The organism is Achromobacter arsenitoxydans SY8, from assembly GCF_000236785.1.
Lineage (GTDB): Bacteria > Pseudomonadota > Gammaproteobacteria > Burkholderiales > Burkholderiaceae_B > Achromobacter > Achromobacter arsenitoxydans.
Window position 1 is genome coordinate 104,830 of the sequence record NZ_AGUF01000052.1, and the last position, 22,668, is coordinate 127,497.

At 57.1% G+C, this 22,668-nt stretch carries 22 protein-coding genes and 1 pseudogene; 13 read left to right on the forward strand and 10 right to left on the reverse strand.

Annotated features, from left to right (window positions below; genetic code table 11):
• Positions 1 to 61: 61 nt before the first annotated feature.
• A complete protein-coding gene (locus KYC_RS14610; RefSeq protein WP_043518467.1) occupies positions 62 to 1,339 on the forward strand; it encodes an NAD(P)-binding domain-containing protein in 1,278 nt (425 codons plus the stop codon).
• A gap of 275 nt (positions 1,340 to 1,614) precedes the next feature.
• Here the strand turns inward: KYC_RS14610 and KYC_RS14615 are convergent, their stop codons facing one another.
• Positions 1,615 to 4,305: a TrlF family AAA-like ATPase gene (locus tag KYC_RS14615; RefSeq protein WP_008163546.1), complete on the reverse strand. Its 2,691-nt coding sequence runs from the start codon at positions 4,303 to 4,305 to the stop codon at positions 1,615 to 1,617.
• A 275-nt stretch (positions 4,306 to 4,580) separates the two neighbouring features.
• Here KYC_RS14615 and KYC_RS28785 point away from each other — a divergent pair.
• A pseudogene (locus KYC_RS28785) lies at positions 4,581 to 4,697 on the forward strand (phosphomethylpyrimidine synthase ThiC); the annotation flags it as partial.
• A 473-nt stretch (positions 4,698 to 5,170) separates the two neighbouring features.
• On the opposite strand, the gene KYC_RS14620 reads toward KYC_RS28785, so the two are convergent.
• The 6 genes from KYC_RS14620 to KYC_RS14645 all read right to left on the reverse strand — a co-directional run bounded on the left by KYC_RS14620 (position 5,171) and on the right by KYC_RS14645 (position 9,645).
• On the reverse strand, positions 5,171 to 5,587 hold the full coding sequence (locus tag KYC_RS14620; RefSeq protein ID WP_100148318.1) for a universal stress protein: 417 nt from the start codon (positions 5,585 to 5,587) through the stop codon (positions 5,171 to 5,173).
• 192 nt (positions 5,588 to 5,779) lie between these two features.
• Positions 5,780 to 6,532: an arsenical resistance protein ArsH gene (gene arsH, locus KYC_RS14625; protein ID WP_043518469.1), complete on the reverse strand. Its 753-nt coding sequence runs from the start codon at positions 6,530 to 6,532 to the stop codon at positions 5,780 to 5,782.
• 10 nt (positions 6,533 to 6,542) lie between these two features.
• The gene (locus KYC_RS14630) at positions 6,543 to 7,799 is read right to left on the reverse strand and encodes an MFS transporter (RefSeq protein ID WP_008163555.1); all 1,257 of its coding nucleotides are present in this window, start codon (positions 7,797 to 7,799) and stop codon (positions 6,543 to 6,545) included.
• 3 nt (positions 7,800 to 7,802) lie between these two features.
• Positions 7,803 to 8,228: an arsenate reductase (glutaredoxin) gene (gene arsC / locus KYC_RS14635; RefSeq protein WP_008163558.1), complete on the reverse strand. Its 426-nt coding sequence runs from the start codon at positions 8,226 to 8,228 to the stop codon at positions 7,803 to 7,805.
• An 8-nt stretch (positions 8,229 to 8,236) separates the two neighbouring features.
• Positions 8,237 to 9,322 (reverse strand): ArsO family NAD(P)H-dependent flavin-containing monooxygenase, encoded by a 1,086-nt coding sequence (locus KYC_RS14640; protein ID WP_008163561.1) that lies wholly within the window; start codon positions 9,320 to 9,322, stop codon positions 8,237 to 8,239.
• Positions 9,322 to 9,645 carry an ArsR/SmtB family transcription factor gene (locus tag KYC_RS14645; protein ID WP_008163563.1) on the reverse strand — a complete coding sequence of 108 codons (324 nt, stop codon included), beginning with the start codon at positions 9,643 to 9,645 and terminating at the stop codon, positions 9,322 to 9,324. Before KYC_RS14645 ends, KYC_RS14640 begins: the two co-directional genes overlap by 1 nt.
• Positions 9,646 to 9,756: 111 nt before the next feature.
• Between KYC_RS14645 and KYC_RS30125 the strand changes: the two genes are divergently transcribed.
• The 10 genes from KYC_RS30125 (at position 9,757) to KYC_RS14680 (ending at position 18,629) form a co-directional block, all read left to right on the forward strand.
• On the forward strand, positions 9,757 to 10,179 hold the full coding sequence (locus KYC_RS30125) for an ArsR/SmtB family transcription factor (protein ID WP_167310253.1): 423 nt from the start codon (positions 9,757 to 9,759) through the stop codon (positions 10,177 to 10,179).
• A gap of 123 nt (positions 10,180 to 10,302) precedes the next feature.
• A complete protein-coding gene (gene pstS / locus KYC_RS14650; RefSeq protein ID WP_008163566.1) occupies positions 10,303 to 11,325 on the forward strand; it encodes a phosphate ABC transporter substrate-binding protein PstS in 1,023 nt (340 codons plus the stop codon).
• Between the two features lie 94 nt (positions 11,326 to 11,419).
• Positions 11,420 to 12,409: a phosphate ABC transporter permease subunit PstC gene (pstC, locus tag KYC_RS14655; protein WP_050814879.1), complete on the forward strand. Its 990-nt coding sequence runs from the start codon at positions 11,420 to 11,422 to the stop codon at positions 12,407 to 12,409.
• The gene (gene pstA, locus KYC_RS14660) at positions 12,406 to 13,266 is read left to right on the forward strand and encodes a phosphate ABC transporter permease PstA (protein ID WP_008163569.1); all 861 of its coding nucleotides are present in this window, start codon (positions 12,406 to 12,408) and stop codon (positions 13,264 to 13,266) included. The genes pstC and pstA overlap by 4 nt, the downstream gene beginning before the upstream one ends.
• Positions 13,259 to 14,110, forward strand: coding sequence for a phosphate ABC transporter ATP-binding protein PstB (gene pstB / locus KYC_RS14665; protein WP_420796114.1), 852 nt, complete (start codon positions 13,259 to 13,261; stop codon positions 14,108 to 14,110). Before pstA ends, pstB begins: the two co-directional genes overlap by 8 nt.
• Before the next feature lie 63 nt (positions 14,111 to 14,173).
• The gene (locus KYC_RS28795; protein WP_008163572.1) at positions 14,174 to 14,551 is read left to right on the forward strand and encodes an ArsR/SmtB family transcription factor; all 378 of its coding nucleotides are present in this window, start codon (positions 14,174 to 14,176) and stop codon (positions 14,549 to 14,551) included.
• The gene (locus tag KYC_RS14670; RefSeq protein ID WP_008163574.1) at positions 14,548 to 15,054 is read left to right on the forward strand and encodes an arsenate reductase ArsC; all 507 of its coding nucleotides are present in this window, start codon (positions 14,548 to 14,550) and stop codon (positions 15,052 to 15,054) included. Before KYC_RS28795 ends, KYC_RS14670 begins: the two co-directional genes overlap by 4 nt.
• A gap of 78 nt (positions 15,055 to 15,132) precedes the next feature.
• Positions 15,133 to 15,492 (forward strand): arsenite efflux transporter metallochaperone ArsD, encoded by a 360-nt coding sequence (gene arsD / locus KYC_RS28800; protein WP_008163576.1) that lies wholly within the window; start codon positions 15,133 to 15,135, stop codon positions 15,490 to 15,492.
• Positions 15,493 to 15,502: 10 nt separating this feature from the next.
• Positions 15,503 to 17,293 carry an arsenical pump-driving ATPase gene (gene arsA / locus KYC_RS14675; protein ID WP_139026518.1) on the forward strand — a complete coding sequence of 597 codons (1,791 nt, stop codon included), beginning with the start codon at positions 15,503 to 15,505 and terminating at the stop codon, positions 17,291 to 17,293.
• Positions 17,294 to 17,345: 52 nt separating this feature from the next.
• Positions 17,346 to 18,629: an arsenic transporter gene (locus KYC_RS14680; protein ID WP_008163580.1), complete on the forward strand. Its 1,284-nt coding sequence runs from the start codon at positions 17,346 to 17,348 to the stop codon at positions 18,627 to 18,629.
• Positions 18,630 to 19,257: 628 nt separating this feature from the next.
• Here the strand turns inward: KYC_RS14680 and KYC_RS29480 are convergent.
• Positions 19,258 to 19,554, reverse strand: a complete 297-nt coding sequence (locus KYC_RS29480) for a helix-turn-helix domain-containing protein (RefSeq protein WP_139026519.1) — start codon at positions 19,552 to 19,554, stop codon at positions 19,258 to 19,260.
• A gap of 49 nt (positions 19,555 to 19,603) precedes the next feature.
• Positions 19,604 to 19,954: a hypothetical protein gene (locus KYC_RS14685; protein ID WP_139026520.1), complete on the reverse strand. Its 351-nt coding sequence runs from the start codon at positions 19,952 to 19,954 to the stop codon at positions 19,604 to 19,606.
• 624 nt (positions 19,955 to 20,578) lie between these two features.
• Here KYC_RS14685 and KYC_RS28810 point away from each other — a divergent pair.
• Entirely contained in the window at positions 20,579 to 20,824 is a 246-nt protein-coding gene (locus tag KYC_RS28810) for a helix-turn-helix domain-containing protein (protein ID WP_008163585.1), read from the forward strand.
• Between the two features lie 423 nt (positions 20,825 to 21,247).
• Here KYC_RS28810 and KYC_RS14695 read toward each other — a convergent pair whose 3' ends face one another.
• A complete protein-coding gene (locus KYC_RS14695) occupies positions 21,248 to 22,519 on the reverse strand; it encodes a type II toxin-antitoxin system HipA family toxin (RefSeq protein WP_167310254.1) in 1,272 nt (423 codons plus the stop codon).
• Positions 22,520 to 22,668 lie beyond the last annotated feature (149 nt).

Sequence of the window (22,668 nt, forward strand, 5' to 3'; positions counted from 1 at the left end):
TTAGTACCAATTAATTGCGGACCAAGTCCGTGTCTCAACCACGTAAAAAGAGGTGCTTGGAATGAACAAGAATGATCTTCCTATCGCAATCATTGGCGCTGGGCCGGTGGGACTAAGCGCGGCAGCCCATGCGCTAGATAGAGGAATGACGCCGATCATTTTCGAAGCGGGCGAGGTCGCGGGTGCCAATTTGTACCAATGGGGGCATGTCAGAATGTTCTCCCCATGGCGTTTCAACATCGATAAGAAAGCCGGCGAATTGCTCGAACGTGCGGGATGGATCGCGCCGCTAAGTGACGCTTATCCCACCGGGCACGAACTTCTGACGCAGTATCTGCAACCGTTGGCCGAACTGGAACCGATCAAGAGCCGCCTCCACACCAAGAGCCGCGTGATTGCCGTGAGCCGCGCTGCGCACGACGTCATGAAGAATAGGGATCGTGCAGCCGCACCATTCCTGCTGCGTGTCCGCGGACCAGCAGGCGAGCATGATGTCTTGGCTAGGGCAGTTATCGATGCCTCGGGCACATACACCACGCCGAACTGGATGGGGGCCCATGGAATCCCGGCCTTAGGAGAGGAAGAATTTAAGGCGCAGATTGCCTACGGTATTCCCAACGTTCTAGGCGACGCGCGGCAGCGCTATGCGAATCGGCGAGTCTTGGTCATTGGAGGAGGGCATTCCGCATTCAATGCGCTTCAAGACTTGGTGAAACTCAAGTCCAGCGCCCCGCGCACTCAGGTGTATTGGGCTGTCCGCAGCGCCACTCTCGACCGCATCTTTGGTGGTGGTGAGAATGACCAGCTTGAGGAGCGCGGCAAATTGGGCCTGGTGATCAGGCAGTTAATGGAAGAGCGCCGCATAGAGGTTTTCACGAACGTTAACGTTGACCGCGTCAGCACCTCGAACGATGGCCTGCTGGTACACACGGGCGCCACGACGCTTCCGGCTGTTGATGAAATAGTCGTGGCAACGGGATTTCGTCCCGACCTTCGATTGATGGCAGAGCTTCGTCTTGAGCTAGATCCCGCGACGGAAAGCCCCGTTCGCCTTGCTCCCATGATCGATCCCAACGTGCATAGTTGCGGCACAGTGAGACCCCATGGCGCCGCCGAGCTCGCGCACCCGGACGAGGGCGTTTTTGTGGTTGGCATGAAGAGCTACGGACGTGCGCCAACATTCCTCATGCTTACCGGCTACGAACAAGTCCGGTCTGTTGTCGCCTGGATAGCCGGCGACCGGGAGGCGGCTGAACGCGTAGAGCTTGAGCTTCCTGAGACAGGTGTATGCAGCACCCAGTTTGATCGGACGAGCGTCCAGAAAAGCTGTTGCAACTAATGCAGCCGCATTCTTATTGACCAGGTCGGTCCCCAGGGTGCAATTTGTCTTGGGGACCGCCTTATTGGGTGCATCAGGTGGCGAGGACCCCAATACCAGTCCGCTTGACCAAGCCTACAACGGCTGTAAGCTAGACGTCGGTTGACGAACGACTGCCATCGGCCCGAAGCGGACGTTCCGCCACTTCCCTGGAAGAGAACCTTGACGAAGCATAAGTCTGACTCTCACGGGCGTTCAGTCGGATGATGTGTCCGAAATGTCTATAGACGCTCCATCTACACCTCAAGTCCGTACATTTTGGCTCGACGCGTAAACGCTTCCTTAGCGCCTTCAAGGATAGCGCATGCGGCATCCCTGGTTTCAGGGCTGTCGATAGAGCCGCGTGAAACAATCTCTGCGTGATCGTTGTTAGCCTTCATCACGATGATCTGTTCAGCGTCACCCAGGACAGCAACATTGGCGTTGTGTGTGACGATAATGACCTGGCGCCGCTCCTTAGCCCGGCGCAGCACGGGAACCAGCGTTGAGTAGATGAACTCACCATCAAGGTTGTCTTCGGGCTGATCAATGATGAGCGGCTTGTCGCTGTTCGCGGAGAGCATCAGCGCGAGCAGGATGGATTGCTGTTGGCCAAGGGAAAGTTTCGAGAATTCCCTGCGGACAGTTCGCCGGCCGCCAGCGCCATCTTCAACTTGCTTGCTGACTTGGAGCCTTGGGACGTCGTACAGGGCAACTCGCTCGAGCCCAAAGCGCACTGCTTGAGCCGACAAGCGCTCCAGCACCCCTCCCGCCTCCTCGACATCGAACGCTTGTGTGCCGTCCTTAGTCTTCAGGGCGGTCAGCGGGCCGATGTCATTGTTCTGGATCGCTTCCAACAAGCTCGGAACCGTCAAATCCTCGACAAGATAACCTGCCCGAACCTGCTGATTGGTGCGCCACCCCATTGCAGAAATGATCTGTTCCGAAGCCTCCGGAGAATAGGCGTTGCGCACGTATTTTAAGCTGACCTGAAGATCAGACAAGGCCTCTCTCAAGGTAGTCGAAGCTAGGCGCCCAAATGACTCACGCAGCATGGCGATGCGGTCACGGGCACTGCTACGTCGGGCCAGAGCGGCCTGCCGCTTGCGACGTGCCTCCGTCAAGTTGACCCTCCATGCCTCCAGGTTTTTAAGCGTCGCCTTGTGGTTGGCCTCGTCGTTTGCCAGCTTTGTGATGTACGACATGTCGAACGTGATCCGCAGCGCCTCGAGTTCCCTTTTTTTAGTGTCGATCCTGCTCTGAGCTTCGCTGTCTTTTGCCTTCCATGCCGCCGTCTGACCGGTGACGGCTGTCTCCAAAGTCGATGCGCCGGCTGCAATCTTTTGCTTTGCGTCAACCACAAGCGACTTAAAGACATCGACCTCGGTCACGATCGCCTCAAATTCTCTGCGACCCAGGGTCAGCGAGGTCGGGTCAGCGAGCTTGGTGATCTCATCAGCCGCGGTGGCCTGAGTTGTAATGTCGGCGCTGTTTTTGAGCTGTTTGAGTTTTGCGACAATCTGGGTCCGAAGCGCACGCTCGGTCGCGAGGTGCCGCTGCAACTCAATCAGCGCTTTGACCTCTGGCTTTTGCATCGCCGCAAGAGCGTTCTGTGTCGTCTGCAATTGCCGCTGGTACTGAGGGATCAGCGCGACTTGCTGCTCGGCCTTCTCGATGGCGGTCTGCAACTCCAGTAGTTCATCCCGCGCTCCCGCCTCTTCGTCCAGGAGCGCTCCGAAATCAATAAACTTGTCGAGATAATTGAGCAGCGCGAGTGGGTTCTTTTGAGCCTCGATACTGATACGCGCAGCGTCTCCTTGTCCGAAACAGTCGATGTCAAAGCAACAAGGGCCGCCGTCTGCGTCGTCGAGATTCTCAAGTGACTGATCTTTATGTCGAGCCAGGAGGTGACGCTGCCCAGACTTGTCCTGCCAGATGAAATGGACCACGTCTGGCCAAACCTCCGAGTCGACGACTTTGCCGGACTCCTCGTCGATGCCTAATAAACAGCGAACACCCTCGAAAGTGGTTGACTTGCCGGTCCCACGGCCACCGATGATACAGTTCAGGTTTCGACTGAACTGAATTACTTGTTTGTCGAGGAACCCACCCTCCATGGCGATGCCAACAACATGGGGCAATGCTTGTGGGATGAGGTCTTCGATACGAACACGGGCGTCCGCATCTTCAAGCGCGATTTTCAGTGCCGCAAAGCTGGGTTTGTCCATTTTGTAGCGGGTGATGCGCTTGTCGTTGGAAGCATTGTGGCCAAGCGCATTCAGAGCGTGGGAGTCCGAGTTCATGACCCTAGCGAGGTATTGTCTCGAACCAAGGCCAAGACGCTCGATTCTTCTCTGCCCCATCTGAACTCGTTCCGCCTGGCCGTCAGCTGGCGAGTAGTGGATATCCGATGTAGCACGCTTTAGTTCAATCCCCACCAAGGCGGGATGGCAAATGACATCCACTTTATGTGGTGATCCGCCGGGATTGTCATGCTCGAACCCTGAAGCCACATCGACGTGGGCAAGGATGCCGAAGCCCCCCTGGACATTCACTGCGGCTAGGCACTCAAGAATTGACTGTTGGCATCGAGATGTCGGCAAGCCCACATCTACGATGTCGAGACCGGCGAAGAACTTCACCAATCTAGGGTAGTCGGGGAGATAGCAAAGAAGGTGACCCTGAGCCGTGGAGAGTTCCACGCCAGGGATAACAATCACATCGCTCCTTTGCCCGATCTCGATGGCCTGCGCGACGTTGGAGATGTCGTTGTGATCCGCGATTGCTATGAGAGAGATGCTCTCGTTGATTGCAGTGGCCACGATGTTCTCGGCGGTCATCGTGGCATCCTTCACATCGTGCGATCCGCCGTAGGAATGAATGTGCAGATCAGCGCGGTAGAACATCGCACCGGCCGACTGAGCATAGATGTCATCGGATACAGACATAGTCCTCTCTTAGGAGTTGGGCGTGAAATCCAGTTCCCGTCGCGATAGTTACTACGAAACCGTCGGGAGTTTGCAACGTGTAACATATTTAGGGCAAGTGTAGAACGTCGAAGAGACCCACTTCGAACGAGACGGAGCGGCTAGAAAATCTATCGCCTTTCGATGCCTGCTTCGGATAATGACTATTTCCAACTCGGGGCGGCAGCAGGCTATCGTTGACGACCACTGCCGGCTTTGGAGCGACAATCGACGACGATGGGCTACGCCCAAATTACTCAGGCATCGGCGCGGCACTGATTGGCTGGTGTGGCAAGGCGATGCGCTGTTATGTGACGCCCAAGGAGCATCTGTGCCTGCCGAACAAGAAGGATGTGAAGGACGGCCCGATCACCTGAATCTACAGTCCACTCTAAACTGCGTGGTGGCCAGTCATTTCGATACTGTTAGACCTTGTACTTTGGGATGCACACGCCTCGGACGAATATATTTCGGCTCTTGCACCCCGCCGCACTACGTTATTGGCGTTACTTGTCCGTTGCGCGTTTTGGAAGGACCTGAACGCGGAACGCTAGACCGTGGTGAAGGAATGGCCCAGTCTCAGTTCGCGCATTCGGCTTACTAAAGGGCGTACTCGATGAGCGTGGATACATCGGGTTGCACCCCCGAAGAAGGCGCGCGCCGTATCCGCTCGTTTTTCAACCAAGCTGAGTAAGTGACGGCTTTTGATACGGGCAGATGTCGCTTCCGGCTCGAAACGGTCGGCCGCCTCGAGCCAGTTTCCGCCCAGGACACGGCCAACTTCAGTGAACCAAATCTCAAGTTGAATGTAATTCGACAGCATGGTCCAACCGGCGCGAAGCCGACATCAGGGCAGAATCAACACCGCGACATCTGCGCGCGTGAGGAAGTCTTTCCAGGGGAGTCCGAGCACGGCATTTCTGATGCCGCCCGAGTGCGACTTTCCCGCAACGATCAGATCGGCATCGATTTCTCGGCCATAACCCAAAAGCGCTTCAATTGGGTCACCCGCGAGAACCTCTAAGCGCGGATCCAGCCCTCGCTGCCGTGCCAAAGACATGATCACGCCCCATTCATCGGCAATCTGTCTTCGCACGTCTTCCACAAACTCATCTTCCGATGCACACAAGAGCTCATCCAGCTTCGGCCGCAGAGCGAGAAAGGTCAGCGCCGAATGGTTGGCCGCAGCCAAATCCAACAGCCCAAGCAACGAGGAATGGCTCAGATGCTCCGGATCGAAATCAACCAATATGCGTGTAAACATGGCGTCCGTCCTGAAGCCCAAGCCGCACCCTTGGTCTCGGTGGTCAGACTCGCCGATCAACCGAGCCTCAATGTTCGCCAACGGACTTCCGCTGTACCAATCAAATAGTTCGATATGTCCAGGTATATGGAATTAATTTCCATCCGTCAAGGCCAATACGTATTCGACCGCCGAGCCGGCAGGCCGAAGTCTCTACTGGGCTTGCTCCTCATGCACCATCGCTTCGCGGCCGAGGCGCGCGATCTCTTCAGCCATGCCTTTGCGCTCGCTATACCGGTCCGTAAGATAGTCGCTTCGATCTCGCACCAGCAAGGTGAACTTGTAGAGCTCTTCCATGACGTCGACCACCCGGTCGTAGTACGGCGATGGCTTCATGCGGCCGGCTTCATCAAACTCCTGGAAGGCTTTGGCCACCGACGACTGATTCGGAATGGTCACCATCCGCATCCAGCGCCCCAGCACGCGTAGTGCGTTCACGGCGTTGAAAGACTGGGAACCACCCGAAACCTGCATCACTGCCAAGGTGCGGCCTTGTGTGGGACGTACGCTACCGGTTTCCAGTGGCAGCCAATCGATCTGGCTCTTGAAGACCCCCGTGATCGTGCCGTGCCGCTCGGGGCTACACCAAACCTGGCCTTCGGACCACATCGACAGTGCTCTGAGTTCGGCCACCTTGGGATGGTCCGCGGGAACGCTGTCCGGCAAAGGCAAACCACTAGGATCGAAAATCCGCGTCTCCGCACCAAGTCGCGTCAAGATTCGGGCGGCTTCTTCGGTCAGAAGGCGGCTGTATGAGCGTTCGCGCAGAGAACCGTACAACAGCAGGATACGGGGCGGATGCGTCGTGCCTACAGCCAGCGACAGCTTGTCGTGCGTGGGCAAATCCAGCAATGTTTCGTCCATGCTGGGGAGATTGAGATCGGAAGGGGAAGAATACGTCGTCATTGCAAAACACTCACTCGGGCAAAAATTGTAATTTCGGGCGGCTGAGCCACGCTGCCAGCCAGAAGCTGGCCGCCAGTAGGACAGCCACTACAAGGATGGCGACTAGGACGCCATCGTAGGAAGAGCCAATCGTCCAAAGCGCTGCCGCACCCACGGGCGCCGCGGCGCGCGCGAATGTCATTGGCACAGTCAAAAGTCCGTTGATCGCTCCATAGGCATCTCGGCTCAGCATTTCCGGCACGACCATGCCCCGCACGATCGTGAATATGCCGTTGGCGCCACCGTAGACCACACAGATGGTCGCAACCACAAAGAAATCCGCATGTAGGTAGGCGAGGGCACCAAAGGCCATCGGGAATACGGACACCACGGCCGTACCCACTGTCCGCATCGAGGCGCGGGCCGCAAATAGGCTTATCACGATCCGGCCCACCACCTGTGCCGGTCCAATCAACGCGATAGCCTGAACCACAGCGGCGGTGTCGATGCCACGTTCGCGTAGCAAGGGGTACATGTGGAACGTAAAGGCGGAGAACATTGCCGCGTATGCCGTCAGCGACAGCAGCAGCGCCCAAAAGACGGGTCGTCGCAATGCTTCCTGAACGGCCAGGCGATTTCTAGTGCGCTGCTCAACAGGATTAGCAGTACCGACAGGCCTGGCATCTCGACCTGGTTGGATGAACAACAGGTAGGCCCCCGTGCAAATGATGGTGTTAACCGCCGCAAGTACCATCAGCGCCTCGCGCCAGCCCCAATGACTTAATAGCCATTGCACCAGTGGAATGAAGACTGTGCTTGCAAATCCTCCCCACAGTGTCAGTGCGGTGATGCCTGCCCGGGAATGGCTGGGACCGACTCGACGTGCGACTACGGCGAACGCCGGCTCATAAAGGGTCGCTGCCTGCAGCGCACCTATTCCTGCTACCAGCACATAGAAGGCAGCCAAGGACGTCACTTGAGACCAAAGCATCAACAATGCGCCAGCGAGCAGTGACGATAGCCCCATCACCCAACGGCCGTACCCACGGTCGACCGCAACGCCGACTGGATATGCCGCCAGCGCAGCGAGGACTAGCCCTAGCGTGGCAGCACCATAAAGGTCAGGCTTGCTCCAGCCGAGCTCCTGGCCCATCGCCTCGGCAATCAATGGAAAGCTGTAGTACAGCGATCCCCAGGAGCAGATCTGCCCAATGCCTAACGCGGTGATCAATCCGTGCGCTTTCTCGGCGGGAGCGGCGGCTGCGGCGACTGTCGAAGCGACTGGCATGGCTCAGCGCACGCGCTTTCCGCTTTCGTCGATGACAACTTCACCATCTTCTTTGGTGAACGGGCCGCGCTGAGGAGCTTCCAGAATATCCAGCACTACCTCGGACGGTCGGCACAGGCGCACACCAGCGGGCGTCCCGACAAACGGGCGATTGATCAAGATCGGGTGTGCCAGCATGGCGTCAATTAACTGATCATCGCTCAGGGATTCGTTGTCCAATCCCAGCTCCAGGTACGGCGTACCCTTCTGCCGAATCGCCTCCCGCACGGTCAGGCCGGCCCGAGCAATAAGATCGACCAGCGTCGCGCGATCGGGCGGCGCCTGCAGATACTCGATGACTTGGGGCTCAATCCCCGCGTTGCGAATCAGCGCAAGCGTGTTTCGGGAGGTGCCACATTGAGGGTTGTGGAAGATAGTGACAGTGTTCATATGCATGATTAAGAGGTGAGGGAAGAAGCGTTTTCGACGAATGCAGCTACTTCCGCCGCGGTAGATTTGGCGGTGCGCATGATGCCGATGAGCGTGGCTGAGGCAAATCCGGTCCACTCGCCGTAACCAACGAGCCACAAGCCCGGGACATTTACGGATTGGGTGCCGGAGACCTGAACCTTGCCGTCAGCCTCTACGACGCCCAGCGTGGCCAGATGACCTAACGCAGGCCGGAAACCGGTGCACCACACGACGGCATCCACGGGCGACTCTGTTCCGTCCGGCCAGACGACGCCATTGCGGGTAAAGCGGGAGAAAGGGCGCACGGAATGAAGTACCCCACGGTCGCGAGCCGCGCGTACTGGCGGCACCATGACGACATCGCCGAATCCGCCGGGCAAATCTTCGGGCGGACTGCCCGCCTGGATCGCCTGCCAACGTGCCGTCGCTCTTTCAAAAAGCACCCGTCCATCAACGTCATCCGGCAGAAATAACGGCTCGGCGGGCGTGACCCAGGTAGTCTGGGCGACTTCGGATAGCTCGGCGAGAATCTGTGCTCCAGAATTGCCCCCGCCGACAACCAGCACGCGCTTGCCGGTATATGGCGCAGGCGAGCGATAGTGCGCAGAATGCACCTGCTCTCCCTGGAAGATGTCATGGCCTTCGTACGAAGGGATGAATGGCGCGCTCCACGTGCCTGTGGCGCTAACCACGGCCGTCGCTCGCCAATCGCCCTGGTTCGTCTTGATGACGAACCCGAAATCCGCCTGCTGTACCGCCTCGACGAGGACGGGCCGCTCAACACGAAAACCGTAGCGCCGTTCGTACTGTGAGAGATAGTCGACAACCTGATCGCGCGTGGGATAGCCCTGCGTCGGCGGCATTGGCCAACCGGGTAGCGAGCTCCACTGCGCAGGCGAAAAGAGGTGCAGCGAGTCCCACCCGTGACGCCAAGCAGCGCCTGGTCCGGTCTCGGCATCCAGAAGCACAACATTCTCGGCGGTGCGTTTGAGGAAATAGGCCAGAGCCAACGCGCTTTGGCCAGCCCCCACGATGACGACATCTGCCCAGCGGTCCTGAGAGGAAACGTCCATCAGGCGTCCTCGGTGGCGTCTGAGGGGGACGGCGCTGACACGCCGCTGCAGCACTCCGCGGTAAGGTAATTCACCAAGTTGTCCATCAATTCGATGTTTGCTCGGTAGCGCATGAATCGGCCTTCCTGCTCAACGGTGAGCAGTTGCGCCTGTGTCAGGGCCTTAAGGTGAAATGAAAGGTTGGTGGGCGGAATGGCCAGTTCTGTAGCGATCTGCCCGGCAACGCACCCATGAGGGGCCGCTCGGACGAGCAGGCGAAAAATGTCCAGCCGCACGCCCGAGGCTAAGGATTCAAAAATGGTGACAGCGGAATCTTTGTTCATCGATCAATACTACAACAACTGTTGAACTATTGAAATACCTCATCTGGACTGTCATTCAATTGTCATATGACAAGAAGAACATGTCTGGAATTTACGACAGATGGAAATGAGATGGAGCACATCAATCCCCCTGCAGCGCGCCCTCAGGCCGTCGTACGCGCGCTCGCCCCGGCAAGACCTTCACACACCACAGCGTTTGAAGCCGTCTCGACCTTCACGGCGCTCAGCCATTCGACACGACTAGGTATCTTCAGGATGCTGATTCGCCAGGAACCGCGTGGCATGGATGCGGGGGAAATTGCAATGGTGGTAGGAGGGCCGCGTAGTACGGTGTCGCAACATTTGGCGGGGCTTGCGAAAGCCGGGCTGATCGTCGGCAATAGAACCGGCGACTGTGTTCGCTATAGGGCGCGGCTGGGCGGAATCTATGGCCTATTGGAGTTCATCTTAGAGGACTGCTGCGCAACGGAACCCTGCGGCTGCTTGCCGGATGATGCGGAGAACTTTTGGAGTGTCGGCGCGTCGGCTCGGTAGCAATAGTCCCTGTCATAAGCCGTTAACACTTTTTATTCATCATTTCCATACATCACGACATATCGAATAGTTGTGACGCTGGGGCCAATGGGGCCTTCAACGTACCTACACAGGAGAACAAGCATGTTTGTACAGGCCAAAAGATACGCCGCCGGATTGGGCATTTTCATCGCACTCGGCATGGGTGCAGCTCAGGCCGCGGATATCACAGGTGCGGGATCCACGTTCGTCTACCCAATCCTGTCGAAATGGTCCGACACTTACAACACCAAAACGGGCAACAAGATCAACTATCAATCGATCGGCTCAGGCGGAGGGATCGCTCAGATCAAGGCTGGAACCGTTGACTTCGGCGCCTCGGACAAGCCGTTGCCTCCAAAAGAGCTCGACGAGGCTGGATTGGGTCAATTTCCTGTTGTTATCGGCGGCGTAGTCCCCGTGATCAATATCGCCGGCGTCGAGCCGGGCAAGCTGCGATTCACGGGTCCACTGCTTGCCGATATCTACCTGGGAAAGATCCAAAAATGGAACGACAAGGCCATTGCTGACCTGAATCCGGAAGTTAAGCTCCCCGACGCAAAGATCACGGTGGTGCACCGTTCCGACGGCTCAGGAACTACCTTCAACTGGGTCAATTACCTATCCAAGATCAGCCCCGAGTGGCAAAGCAAAGTGGGGGAGGGCACCTCTGTGCAATGGCCGGTGGGCGTCGGGGGTAAAGGCAATGAAGGCGTCGCTGCGTATGTCAAACAAATCAAGAACTCCATTGGCTACGTCGAACTTGCGTATGCGCTGCAGAACAAGATGTCCTATGCCGCGGTGAAAAATTCGGAAGGCAATTTTGTCGCGCCCAGCGACAAGACATTCCAGTCGGCTGCCGCTCACGCCGACTGGAAGAATGCGCAGGACTTCCACCTGGTGATCACTAACGCACCCGGTGCTGACGCTTGGCCTATCTCGGCGACTGTGTTCGTCATGATGTACAAGCAGCCCAAAGATGCGGGCCGCACAGCGGCAACGCTCGATTTCTTCAAATGGGCTCTGGAAAATGGCCAGCATGAAGCCGAGGCGTTGGACTATGTCCCGCTGCCGAAGGAGCTTGTTGCTCAGATCGAAAGCTATTGGGCCGCACAAATCAAGCGCTAAACCGAGGTCGACGATCTCCGCCAGGCGCCGCACACCATCGGCATGACGTGGCGGGATCGTCGACCAACTGGCCGCTTTTAAAAGGCTGATGTAAATGTCGAACAATCCGGGACTTAATCCCGCGCTAACACTGTACACGGACGAGCTGCGATCTCGGCGAGACGCCGCATCGGACAGGGTGTTTCGCCGCACTGTTGCCGTTGCGGGCATCTTCGTACTTGTGTCGTTGAGCGGAGCCGCGCTTTCTATGCTTTGGGGGGGAAGGCTCGCGTTCAGTACGTTTGGCTTCGAATTCCTCTGGTCAAGCGAATGGGATGCCGTCAATCACAAATTCGGCGCGTTGGTACCGATCTATGGAACATTAGTGACGGCTCTGATTGCCATGCTAATTGCCGTACCGGTGAGTTTTGGGGTCGCCTACTACCTCACAGAAGTGGCGCCGAAATGGCTGCGCCAACCTGTGGCCTCAGCGATTGAATTGCTGGCGGGCATTCCATCGATAATCTATGGCATGTGGGGGCTCTTCGTCTTCGTGCCGGTGATGGCCGAGTATGTGAATCCCTGGCTTGACGAGCACCTCGGAGCACTGCCATTTGTCGGCGTGCTTTTTTCCGGCCCGCCGCTTGGCATGGGCATGCTGACCGCCGGCATTGTCCTGGCCATCATGGTCGTGCCCTTCATCACGTCCGTGATGCGCGAGGTGTTCCTTACCGTACCTCGTCAATTGAAAGAATCTGCCTACGCGCTGGGTTCTACCACCTGGGAGGTTGTCTGGAATATCGTGTTGCCGCACACACGTTCGGCGGTCATTGGCGGAGTATTCCTGGGGCTGGGAAGGGCGCTGGGCGAGACCATGGCGGTGACCTTCGTGCTCGGTAATGCGCATCGGCTGACCGCTTCTTTGCTAGAGCCAGGCAACTCAATCGCGGCAACCATCGCCAACGAATTCACCGAAGCCGACTCGGACATCTACCTGTCTTCGTTGATCGCGCTGGGCTTCCTGCTGTTTGTCGTGACCTTCATCGTCCTCGCTATCGCCAAACTGATGCTGAATCGGCTGAATCGGCAGGAGGGACGGCTATGACCCCACATGGTCTACGACTGCAACGCGTGCGCGCCGCCCGAAATCTGGTGTCGGTAGCGCTCTCGACGGCCGCTACTCTCTTTGGATTGTTTTGGCTGATATGGATCCTGTGGACCACCGTCACCAAGGGGTTAGGCGCCCTGAAATGGGACCTTTTCATCAAGATGACGCCACCCCCTGGGGCCGATGGTGGGCTGGCCAACGCCTTGTTTGGAAGTTTGGTCATGAGCGTGGTTGCCATTCTGCTGGGGACGCCTATTGGGATCGCTGCGGGCACATATCTGGCCGAATATGTGAATCGCCACAGAATCGGCGCAATGATTCGGTTTGTGAATGACATCCTGCTCTCGGCGCCTTCAATTGTGTTGGGGCTGTTTGTGTACGAACTGGTGGTACGGCAGACGGGACACTTTTCTGGATGGGCTGGCGCGATTGCATTGGCATTCATCGTGCTTCCCGTTGTGGTCCGCACCACCGATGAGATGCTGCAACTGGTTCCAAGCCAAATGCGCGAAGCTGCGCTCGCGTTAGGGGTGCCCCAGTGGAAGGTGACGATTCAAGTGTTGTTCCGGGCTGCGCTGCCAGGCATCACAACTGGCGTTTTGTTGGCCTTGGCACGCATCAGCGGCGAGACAGCCCCGTTGCTGTTCACAGCGTTGAACAATCAATACTGGAATTCAGACCTGAGCGCGCCAATGGCGAGCGTGCCTGCGGTCATCTTCCAATATGCGATGAGTCCATACGAAAGCTGGCACGCGCTGGCCTGGGCGGGCGCATTCGTTGTCACGATGTTCGTACTACTTCTGAGCTTGCTATCGCGCGCAATCTTGTCACGCAACAAGGTGAATCATGACTGAATTTGCTCTTCCGCCCTCACTACTTGGAGCTACTGCGGCCGGAGCTATGGCTGCGCGCAGCGCACCCTTGGCGGATCCCGCCACCACGCCGCAACCGAAAGTAGTGACTAGGGATCTATGCTTCTACTACAAGGGCGCGCAGGCGCTCAAGAACGTCAACATTGAACTTGCCGGTAATCGTGTGACCGCACTTATTGGACCTTCTGGTTGCGGAAAGTCCACGCTCCTGCGCATCTTCAACCGGATCTATGCGATCTACCCCGGGTTAGAGGCCCGGGGGGAGGTCCTGCTGGACAATCAGAACATCCTCGATTCGCAGTACTCGATAAATCGCCTGCGCAGCAAGGTCGGAATGGTGTTTCAAAAGCCAGTCCCATTTCCGATGTCCATCTATGACAACGTCGCATACGCAATCAAGCACTATGAGCGTTTACCAAAAGCTGAGATGGATGCGCGCGTGGAAGCTGCGTTGCGAAACGCGGCTCTCTGGGACGAGGTGAAGGACAAGCTGAACCAGAATGCGCTAGGCCTGTCCGGCGGCCAGCAACAACGGCTCTGCATTGCACGCGCAATTGCTCTGCGGCCGGAGGTATTGTTGCTCGACGAACCGACATCGGCGCTAGACCCCATCTCCACCGCAAAAATAGAACAGTTGATCGCCGAGTTGAAGAAGGACTACACCGTGCTAATTGTGACCCACAACATGCAGCAGGCGGCGCGGTGCTCCGACTACACAGGCTTCATGTGCGCAGGTGAGCTTGTGGAGATGAGCAGAACTGACGACCTGTTCACCAAGCCCAAGCGCGAACAGACCTCTGACTACATCACCGGACGATTTGGCTAGACATTGACCCTGAATGGCAAGGAAGGGCTTTACAGATTTCGATCATTCCATTAAAGTCGAATTATGGAAATGAAAGACGCTGTTAAAGCCCTAGCTGCGATTGGTCATGAGTCGCGCCTGACCGTCTACCGCCTCTTGGTCCAGGCCGGCCCCGCGGGTTTGCCTGCGGGCCAACTCGCCGAAAAGACGGGGATTCCCCCATCGTCACTCTCTTTTCATTTGAAGGAGTTGGTGCACGCCGGCTTATTGGCCTCGCGGCAAGAGGGCAGATTCGTCATCTATGAAGCTCGATTCGAATCTATGGCTGAACTCCTTGCCTATTTGACTGACAACTGCTGCGGTGGCGAACCGTGCGCACCTACAAACATTGCCGCGTGCCCATCGCCCACATCTGCTCGCGCTCGGCGCTCTAAAACCTCTCTTGAGGAGTCCACATCATGACTGACAAGGTCTACAACGTTTTATTCCTGTGCACTGGTAATTCGGCGCGCAGCATCATGGCCGAAGCGCTGCTAAATTCATTGGGGAAGGGCCGATTTCATGCATATAGCGCTGGCAGCCATCCCGGCGGCCAGGTGAACCCGTTCGCTATCGAGAAAGTTCAAGTCCTGAACTATCCGCTGGAAAGTCTGCGCAGCAAGAGCTGGGACGAGTTTGCCAGCCCCGACGCGCCGCAAATGGACTTCATCATCACCGTCTGCGATAACGCTGCGGGCGAGGTGTGCCCAGTCTGGCCTGGTCAGCCGATCTCGGCCCATTGGGGGTTTGAGGATCCGGCGGCCGCCGTTGGGACCGACGACGAAAAGCGCCGCGTTTTTGAGAAGGTCTTCCGACAGATCTCTGCGCGAATCAATATTTTTGCGAACTTGCCCATTGCGGCGCTAGACAAGGCAGCCATTCACCGTGAATTGCAGCAAATAGGCGAGCATCCGGCCACCGCGTAGCGCGCGGTACACGGCTCGTGGTCGACATCCATGAGCTTTTTTTTGAACGGACATTTCGAAAATAGTTGGATTATCAAAATGAAAACCATACGAATCTTCGATCCGGCGTTGTGCTGCAGCACTGGCGTCTGCGGCACCGACATAGATCAAGCTCTGGTCACGTGCGCAGCGGACATTGATTGGGCGAAGCGACAAGGAGCCCGCATCGAGCGCCTGAACTTGGCTCAGCAGCCCCTGGAGTTCGCCCAAAACGCTGTCGTGAGCGCATTTCTCGCACGCTCGGGAGCAGACTCCCTTCCATTGACACTGGTCGACGATGAGATCGCGCTGGCCGGTAGATATCCGACGCGTAGCGAACTCTCGCGCTGGGCCGGTATCAACGGTGAGTCCACCTCCAAAGGGCAATCAACATGCTGCGGTGGAAATAGAAGCTGCTAAGGAGATGATTATGAAGTTCCTGGACGAAACACCCAGGTTTATGTTTTTCACGGGCAAAGGCGGGGTTGGGAAGACTTCGCTCGCCTGCGCTACTGCCGTCACGCTAGCGGAGCAGGGCGCGCGAGTGTTGCTCGTTAGTACCGACCCAGCCTCGAATGTCGGCCAAGTGTTCAATACAGAAATCGGCAATCGCGTCACGGCTATTGAGGCGGTTCGCAACCTTTCGGCCCTGGAGATCGATCCTCAAGGTGCTGCACAACAGTACCGCAATCGCATCGTTGATCCCGTGCGCGGCGTATTGCCAGACGACGTCGTGCGGGGAATCGAAGAATCTTTGTCCGGCGCCTGCACAACAGAGATTGCAGCATTCGATGAGTTCACATCACTGCTGACTGATGCGAATCTGACATTGGATTTTGATCATGTGATCTTCGATACTGCTCCGACAGGACATACCATCCGTTTGCTCCAGTTGCCTGGAGCTTGGAGCAACTTTCTGGAAGCGGGCCAAGGCGATGCGTCATGCCTTGGTCCCTTGGCAGGTCTGGAAAAGCAGCGCACCCAATATCGGGAGGCCGTCGCTGCACTCGCAGATTCACGCCGCACCCGATTGGTCCTCGTCGCGCGTGCCCAGCGGGCAACGTTGGACGAAGCGGCACGGACCAGTCAAGAGCTGGCGGACATAGGGCTTTCGCAGCAGCACCTGGTGATCAACGGCGTCCTGCCCGCCGCAGCCGTCGAGCATGACGCCCTGGCGGCAGCTGTTTACGAGCGCGAACAGGCTGCTATTGCCGCCATTCCGCCGCGGCTGGCTGCGTTGCCTCAGGACCAGGTGACACTAAAAGCGTTCAACATCGTGGGTTTGGACTCATTGCGAATGCTCCTAAGCGACAAGACCGTGGTCGCGCCTGATGCGGGCAACGGAGTCTCGCCCGCGATTGAGGCCCCCGATCTGGCATCCATCGTCGAAGACATTGCAGCCGATGGGCATGGCTTGGTCATGGTCATGGGGAAGGGTGGAGTGGGGAAGACCACCTTGGCGGCAGCCGTGGCCGTCGAACTCGCGGAACGCGGTTTCCCAGTTCATCTCACCACCTCAGATCCCGCTGCACACTTGGCCCGCACATTGGAAGGCACGTTGCCCCATCTAACGGTAAGCCGAATCGACCCACACACTGAAACCGAACGATATCGACAGCATGTGTTGGCCACGAAAGGGGCAAAGCTGGATGCGGAGGGCAGGGCCTTGTTGGAAGAGGATCTGCGCTCTCCCTGCACCGAAGAGATAGCGGTGTTCGGCGCTTTCTCTCGGATCATCCGTGAGGCAAACACCAAATTTGTCATCATGGACACCGCGCCGACAGGCCATACATTGCTGCTCTTGGACGCAACGGGTGCCTATCATCGCGAGATTGCGCGCCAGATGTCGGGTAGCAATGTCCACTACACCACGCCGATGATGCAGTTGCAGGACCCGGCACAGACAAAGGTCTTACTTGTCACGCTCGCAGAGACGACACCAGTGCTAGAAGCCGCAAATCTCCAGGAAGATCTCCGGCGCGCCGGCATTGAACCCTGGGCATGGTTAATCAACAACAGCATTGCCGCGGCCGGACCGAGTTCGCCATTGCTGCGTCAGCGCGCGCGAAATGAGCTCAGCGAAATCAAGACCGTCGCTCAACGCCATGCCAGACGGTACGCCGTAGTTCCCTTGCTGAAAAGCGAGCCAGTCGGCATCCAACGTCTCCGCGAGTTGACGGGATACCACGCTGAAGCCGCGGCGGATCTGCGATCTTCCTGACTGGCCGGGCAACCAGCACAGTTCGTTCTACAAACAAAAAAGAGTTCCCCGAATGTTATTAGCTGCAATAGCGATCTTTGTTCTCACCCTAATACTGGTTATCTGGCAGCCCCGCGGCTTGGGAATAGGATGGAGCGCGAGCCTCGGCGCCGGCCTTGCTCTTCTCGCCGGTGTTGTCCAGATGAGCGATATTCCCGTCGTATGGAATATTGTGTGGAACGCCACGGCAACCTTCATCGCCGTGATCATCATCAGCCTGTTGCTGGATGAGGCGGGCTTCTTCGAGTGGGCAGCTCTGCACGTCGCACGTTGGGGGAAAGGCCATGGCCGTGCGCTGTTCGCACTAATCGTCCTTTTGGGAGCCGCAGTAGCTGCGCTGTTCGCGAACGACGGCGCGGCATTGATACTGACTCCCATCGTGATGGCCATGCTGTTAGCGTTGGGGTTCAGTCCGGCGGCTACCTTGGCGTTCGTCATGGCCGCAGGCTTCATCGCAGACACGGCAAGCCTGCCGCTGATCGTGTCCAACCTCGTCAACATTGTCTCTGCAGACTTCTTCGACATTGGGTTCAACCGCTATGCCGCTGTGATGGTGCCCGTCAACTTTGTTGCGGTCGCTGCCACTCTGATCGTCTTGATGCTCTATTTCCGCAAGAGCATTCCTGCACGCTATGACGCGGATCAGCTAAAGGCCCCCGTTGCGGCCATACGCGATTCGAGCACTTTTCGAGCAGGCTGGATCGTGCTCTTGCTGCTGTTGGTAGGGTTCTTTGGCCTGGAGCCGCTCGGAGTGCCAGTCAGCGCTGTGGCAGCTGCGGGCGCGGCAATCTTGCTGCTTGTTGCCGGGCGCGGCCATATCATTAGCACGCGCAAGGTCATACGAGAGGCGCCTTGGCAGATCGTGGTCTTCTCTTTGGGGATGTACCTAGTCGTATATGGACTGCGCAACGCGGGCTTGACCCAATATCTCGCGGATTTGCTGAGCAAGTTTGCGGAGCAGGGGATCTGGACAGCCACGATGGGCACGGGACTAGTGGCGGCATTTTTGTCGTCAATCATGAACAACATGCCGACCGTCTTAGTGGGAGCCTTGTCGATTGACGCAAGCCAGGCCAGCGGTGTGGTCAAGGAAGCAATGATCTACGCCAATGTGATCGGCAGCGACTTGGGCCCAAAGATCACTCCGATTGGCAGCTTGGCTACATTGCTCTGGCTGCACGTGCTTCAGCGTAAGGGAATGACGATCTCTTGGGGTTACTACTTCAAGGTTGGCATCGTGCTGACGCTCCCGGTGCTCTTGGTGACACTTGCCGCTTTGGCGGTCAGACTGGGCTAGCTGACCTGCAGGCCATTGATCGTTAGCGATGCCCACTTATGGGCACATAGGTGGCTGTACTCGCTAATAGATATTCTCTGGAGCGGGCTTCGTGGGAGAAAACGCTCGGCTGAATCCATTTCCGCAAAGACGTGGTATGGATTTTTGCAACCGAATGGCAAGCGTTCCTGGCCCACGGCGCCGCCGTGGCGAACGCGGCGGAAGAAGGCCCCTTCATGAGTCTGCGTAACAGCGAGCCAGATCTCCTACGGCTGAGCGAATCGCGCGATCTCCAAGCGGTTTGTCGTGTAGCGGAGGGATCGTAGCCGTCTAACGGCACAACTCTATGCCAGTGTTTCGACCCATCTGCTTGGCTTTTTACCGTCGCTTTGATCAAAGCCCGCGTTGCTGCTCATCGAGAATGTCTTCAAGGGTCCTCATATGACCTCGCTTGACCACTTTAATATCGTATCCAACGGCGTCAAGCGGGCGAACCAATGCCGAAACGGTCATCTAAGTAGTTCATCGCACGCGGTCAATCCGTAGCCGTTGAGCTACAAGAGTGCATTCTTACGCCTGCGTCCAAAAAATTGCGTGCTGTAATGCGCGCTCGTAACACCAAGTGCTCTACGGGAAGAGGTACGTCGGGTCAAAAATTCGTGTCAATTGAAGAAAAGGCTGATGTGCCCGCGGGAAGCCCTGTGGCCCAGCTATCAATGTCCGCATCTAGGTCAAGCGCCCAAAGAATGGCCGCGTAGCAGCCTAACGCAATGTTCGGATCACCGATCTCTGCTGCTTGCACATCCGAAAGGTAAATGCCGGCGACCTCAGCAAGCCGGTCTTGAGACCATTTTCGATCTTCGCGAAACATGCGCAGACGTTGGCCAAATAGGGTCAAATATTTCGGGACTGGCGCAGGCAGGCCAGCCGTGTAGTAAATAGTCAAAGTGGCTTACCTCGACAAGAAAGCCGTGGCCCGCAGTAATGCTTGGATCTCAGGCGGTCCAATGTGTACGCGTCCATACTGGAGGTTCACGCCCCTCAATAATTTCAACGCGCATTTCAGCCTCCTCAACAAGAGAGCAGATTTCTTGCTCCTTTTCTGCGTCGTTATCGTTGACGTAGTAGGCGCGTAGCCCTCCACGCTTTTCCTTAATATCCGTCCACCAGAAACGCTCCCGCTCCTCTGGGGAGAGCAGGTTCTCAATTGCGAACATGAGGTTAAACAAGGCAACGTTCCAGGACGGCGGAACGGAGCCATCCACTCGGAACCCAGCCCTGAATTGCAAGGCAAAACGCTCCATGAGGTCTTCGGCAGTCAAATCGGGCGAATTGTTCATGTTCATAGTTGTGGCATATGGATCCATGGCAGCAGAGTAGGGGAAGCCCGCAGTTGCGTATCCGACAAACAATCAGATCTCCATCTCATGCCAGAAGCGTCAATCGATGAGCAGATTCCACGTCTGTGAGCTCTAGGGGAAATCCTTCCTGAATTGCGTGATCAGGGTCGCTTCGTCGCTCGCTCCCACGAGGTGTTCCCAAGGCGGGATGGGCCGCAACTCTTGGGTGCCCACATAGCCATAGACCGGCTCATCGCACATTCGCCGCGAACGATAGACCCAAAATTCAGCTACTCGCTCAATCGCTCCGTGCCACCACATAAAGACGTCCCAGTCGGTCGCCTTCTGCCGCTCGAGCAAGGCCGCTAAGACTGGAGCCGAACTTGCTACATAAGAGCGCAAGTGCCGACCATCGGCACTGTGCTGATTTGTATAAATCAAGAAGGCCGCAGTCTCCGTTGTCACAGCAACCATCCCCCACGCGCTAAATGGCGCGGAAAGCCTTCTTCTAGAACGATCGGATTCCCCCCAAGAATCGGACGTTAGCAACACTTGAATCTTCCTGAACTCGAGTGAAATGGGTCATAAATGCCGTGGCCAGCGAGTCCATCTTAACGCGACGATTCGGGCATGACCAGAGTATCTGCCCGCAACGACCACGGAAGGCGCCTACAAGCGCTTGGCGCGGCCGTGCGAAGTCGTAGGAAGACACTGCAGATATCGCAAGAGTCATTGGCTCTCTTAGCTGGACTAGATCGCAGCCATATGGGGCGCATCGAACGAGGCGAGCGGAATGTGACGCTCCTCAATCTTCTTCGCATAGCAGATGCCTTGGACTGCCAGCCGAGTACGCTTCTAGCTACCGCCGGCATGTAGAGTCGGCCAGCAGCACATGTGCCTGATAGTGCAAGCAGAGGGGGGTCGGGCACTGACTCAAGGGCGTAGTGGCACGGCTCCAGACACGGGGGAGTTTGCTAAGTAGACGACGACAGGCAGATGAACATTCCTGACTTAGGTCGTGGCTTTACATAATGCACATTATGCGTATTATGGCTTGTTCCGTACGGGGCCGACGTCCAGGACGTCTTGGCTCCCATTCAAGTCGGTGGACATAAAGTCGAGAACACGCTAGGCGTCGCAAGTGGTTTTGCAATCGAACTTTCATTTTTTCCGCCAATTCTCAAGTTTTTGGCCGGACATAAAGTCGAGAATGCTCCGTTGCTGGACGTCCAAGTTAAGAATTGGCTGCTTCTGGACGCTCGGGTTGAGAACTGACCGTTAGCGGACGTTGATCGCGGCTCAACGGGCTAGAAGACCAGTGCCTCCCCGCGAAAGCTGTCGCACGAACTCGGCGGCTACCGAGTTGTACGGCCTTAATCCGATAGACCAAAGCTCCAACATCCTGACAATAGCCGCCCTCGTTGGTGCGTCGACGTCTGCCAGACTCCTATCTGTGGTCGTTTTTCTGGCGGCGTCTACGAGTGCTGTCACCAAGCGGTCAACCCAAAAGGCTTCACGTTCATGCGACACTTTGCACCGTCGAGCCAGGCCACTCAGCATGGCTGGCGTAGGCCATCGACGGCTTCCATTGAGAGTTAAAGCCATCCCATCATCGGCATCCCCGCCATTACGTTTTGGTGCGTAAACCGCCATGCTAAGCATGTCGTAGACAGGCGAAAGCGTTGCTGGACAAGTCTGTCCATACAACAATCCAAAATTCTTGAGATGTGCGTCACCGTTCCGGATGACGCTGGCCAGCAGGTACTGAGCAAAGAACCCATCCAGGCTGCAGGCTACTGTCGACGAATCACAAGCGACTTCAAGCATCCCGACGATTCGTTCGGCCGAACTGGCGTACTTGTCAGCGGCGTGCGAGCCGCTGATTGCACACAGATCGGCGAACCCAAGTTGCTCGCCTGTGGCGTCTAGGTCGAACCGCTCGACCATGTAGCGCGAGTAATCATCTGAGATGATCGTCTCAGGAACCTCTAGTCCCATTGACCTTGCCGCACACATCCCAAAGTATTCGACAGCACACAGCCCGGGACGGTCACCATCCGCTACCTTGACGATCCAATGACGATCGCGTTCCAAAGGGGCCGCTGCAGGGCTGGTCACGAAGAGCTTCATGAAACCGCCAGAGATTCCTGGCCACGCATTTCCGACGTCGAAAGCCAAATCGATGAGGCTCCCCTCTTCCATTTGAAGCGCCTCAGTGACGCCCAACCTCAAGCCGGCGCTCGAGGGCAGAGCAGTTGCTTTGGAGTCGGCGGCCTGGATGAGACCGATCATGTTGCAACCGACAGCGCGCAGCAATGCGATATCGCCGGGCTCTACCCTCCCCGGCAAGCGCGCAAGCATCGCACGCCTCATGTGTCCCTCAGGCAGGGAAACTTCAAGAAATGGCGGCAGCGCTCCACCCTTTGTCGATCGTGCGTACTGCACTGCGAGTATGGTGGGAGCCAAAGTAAGGGGAGCAACGATCTCGGCAGTGTACGCGCCTTCGCCCAGCGCATAGACCATACTCCCTACACTGACCGTCCCGTGGCGAATTTCGAGCTTACAACTCATTCTTCGTCTGAAGGGTTGTGAATGCTGTTCTCGAAACACGTGGTGCACCTCGCGCTCAACCACCCTGCCCGTTCCCTTACAGCCGCTGCCGCTCCACATCGCTCACATACTGTTCTCGAGCGTCGCTCGGTCTGGCTAATCAAGGCCCC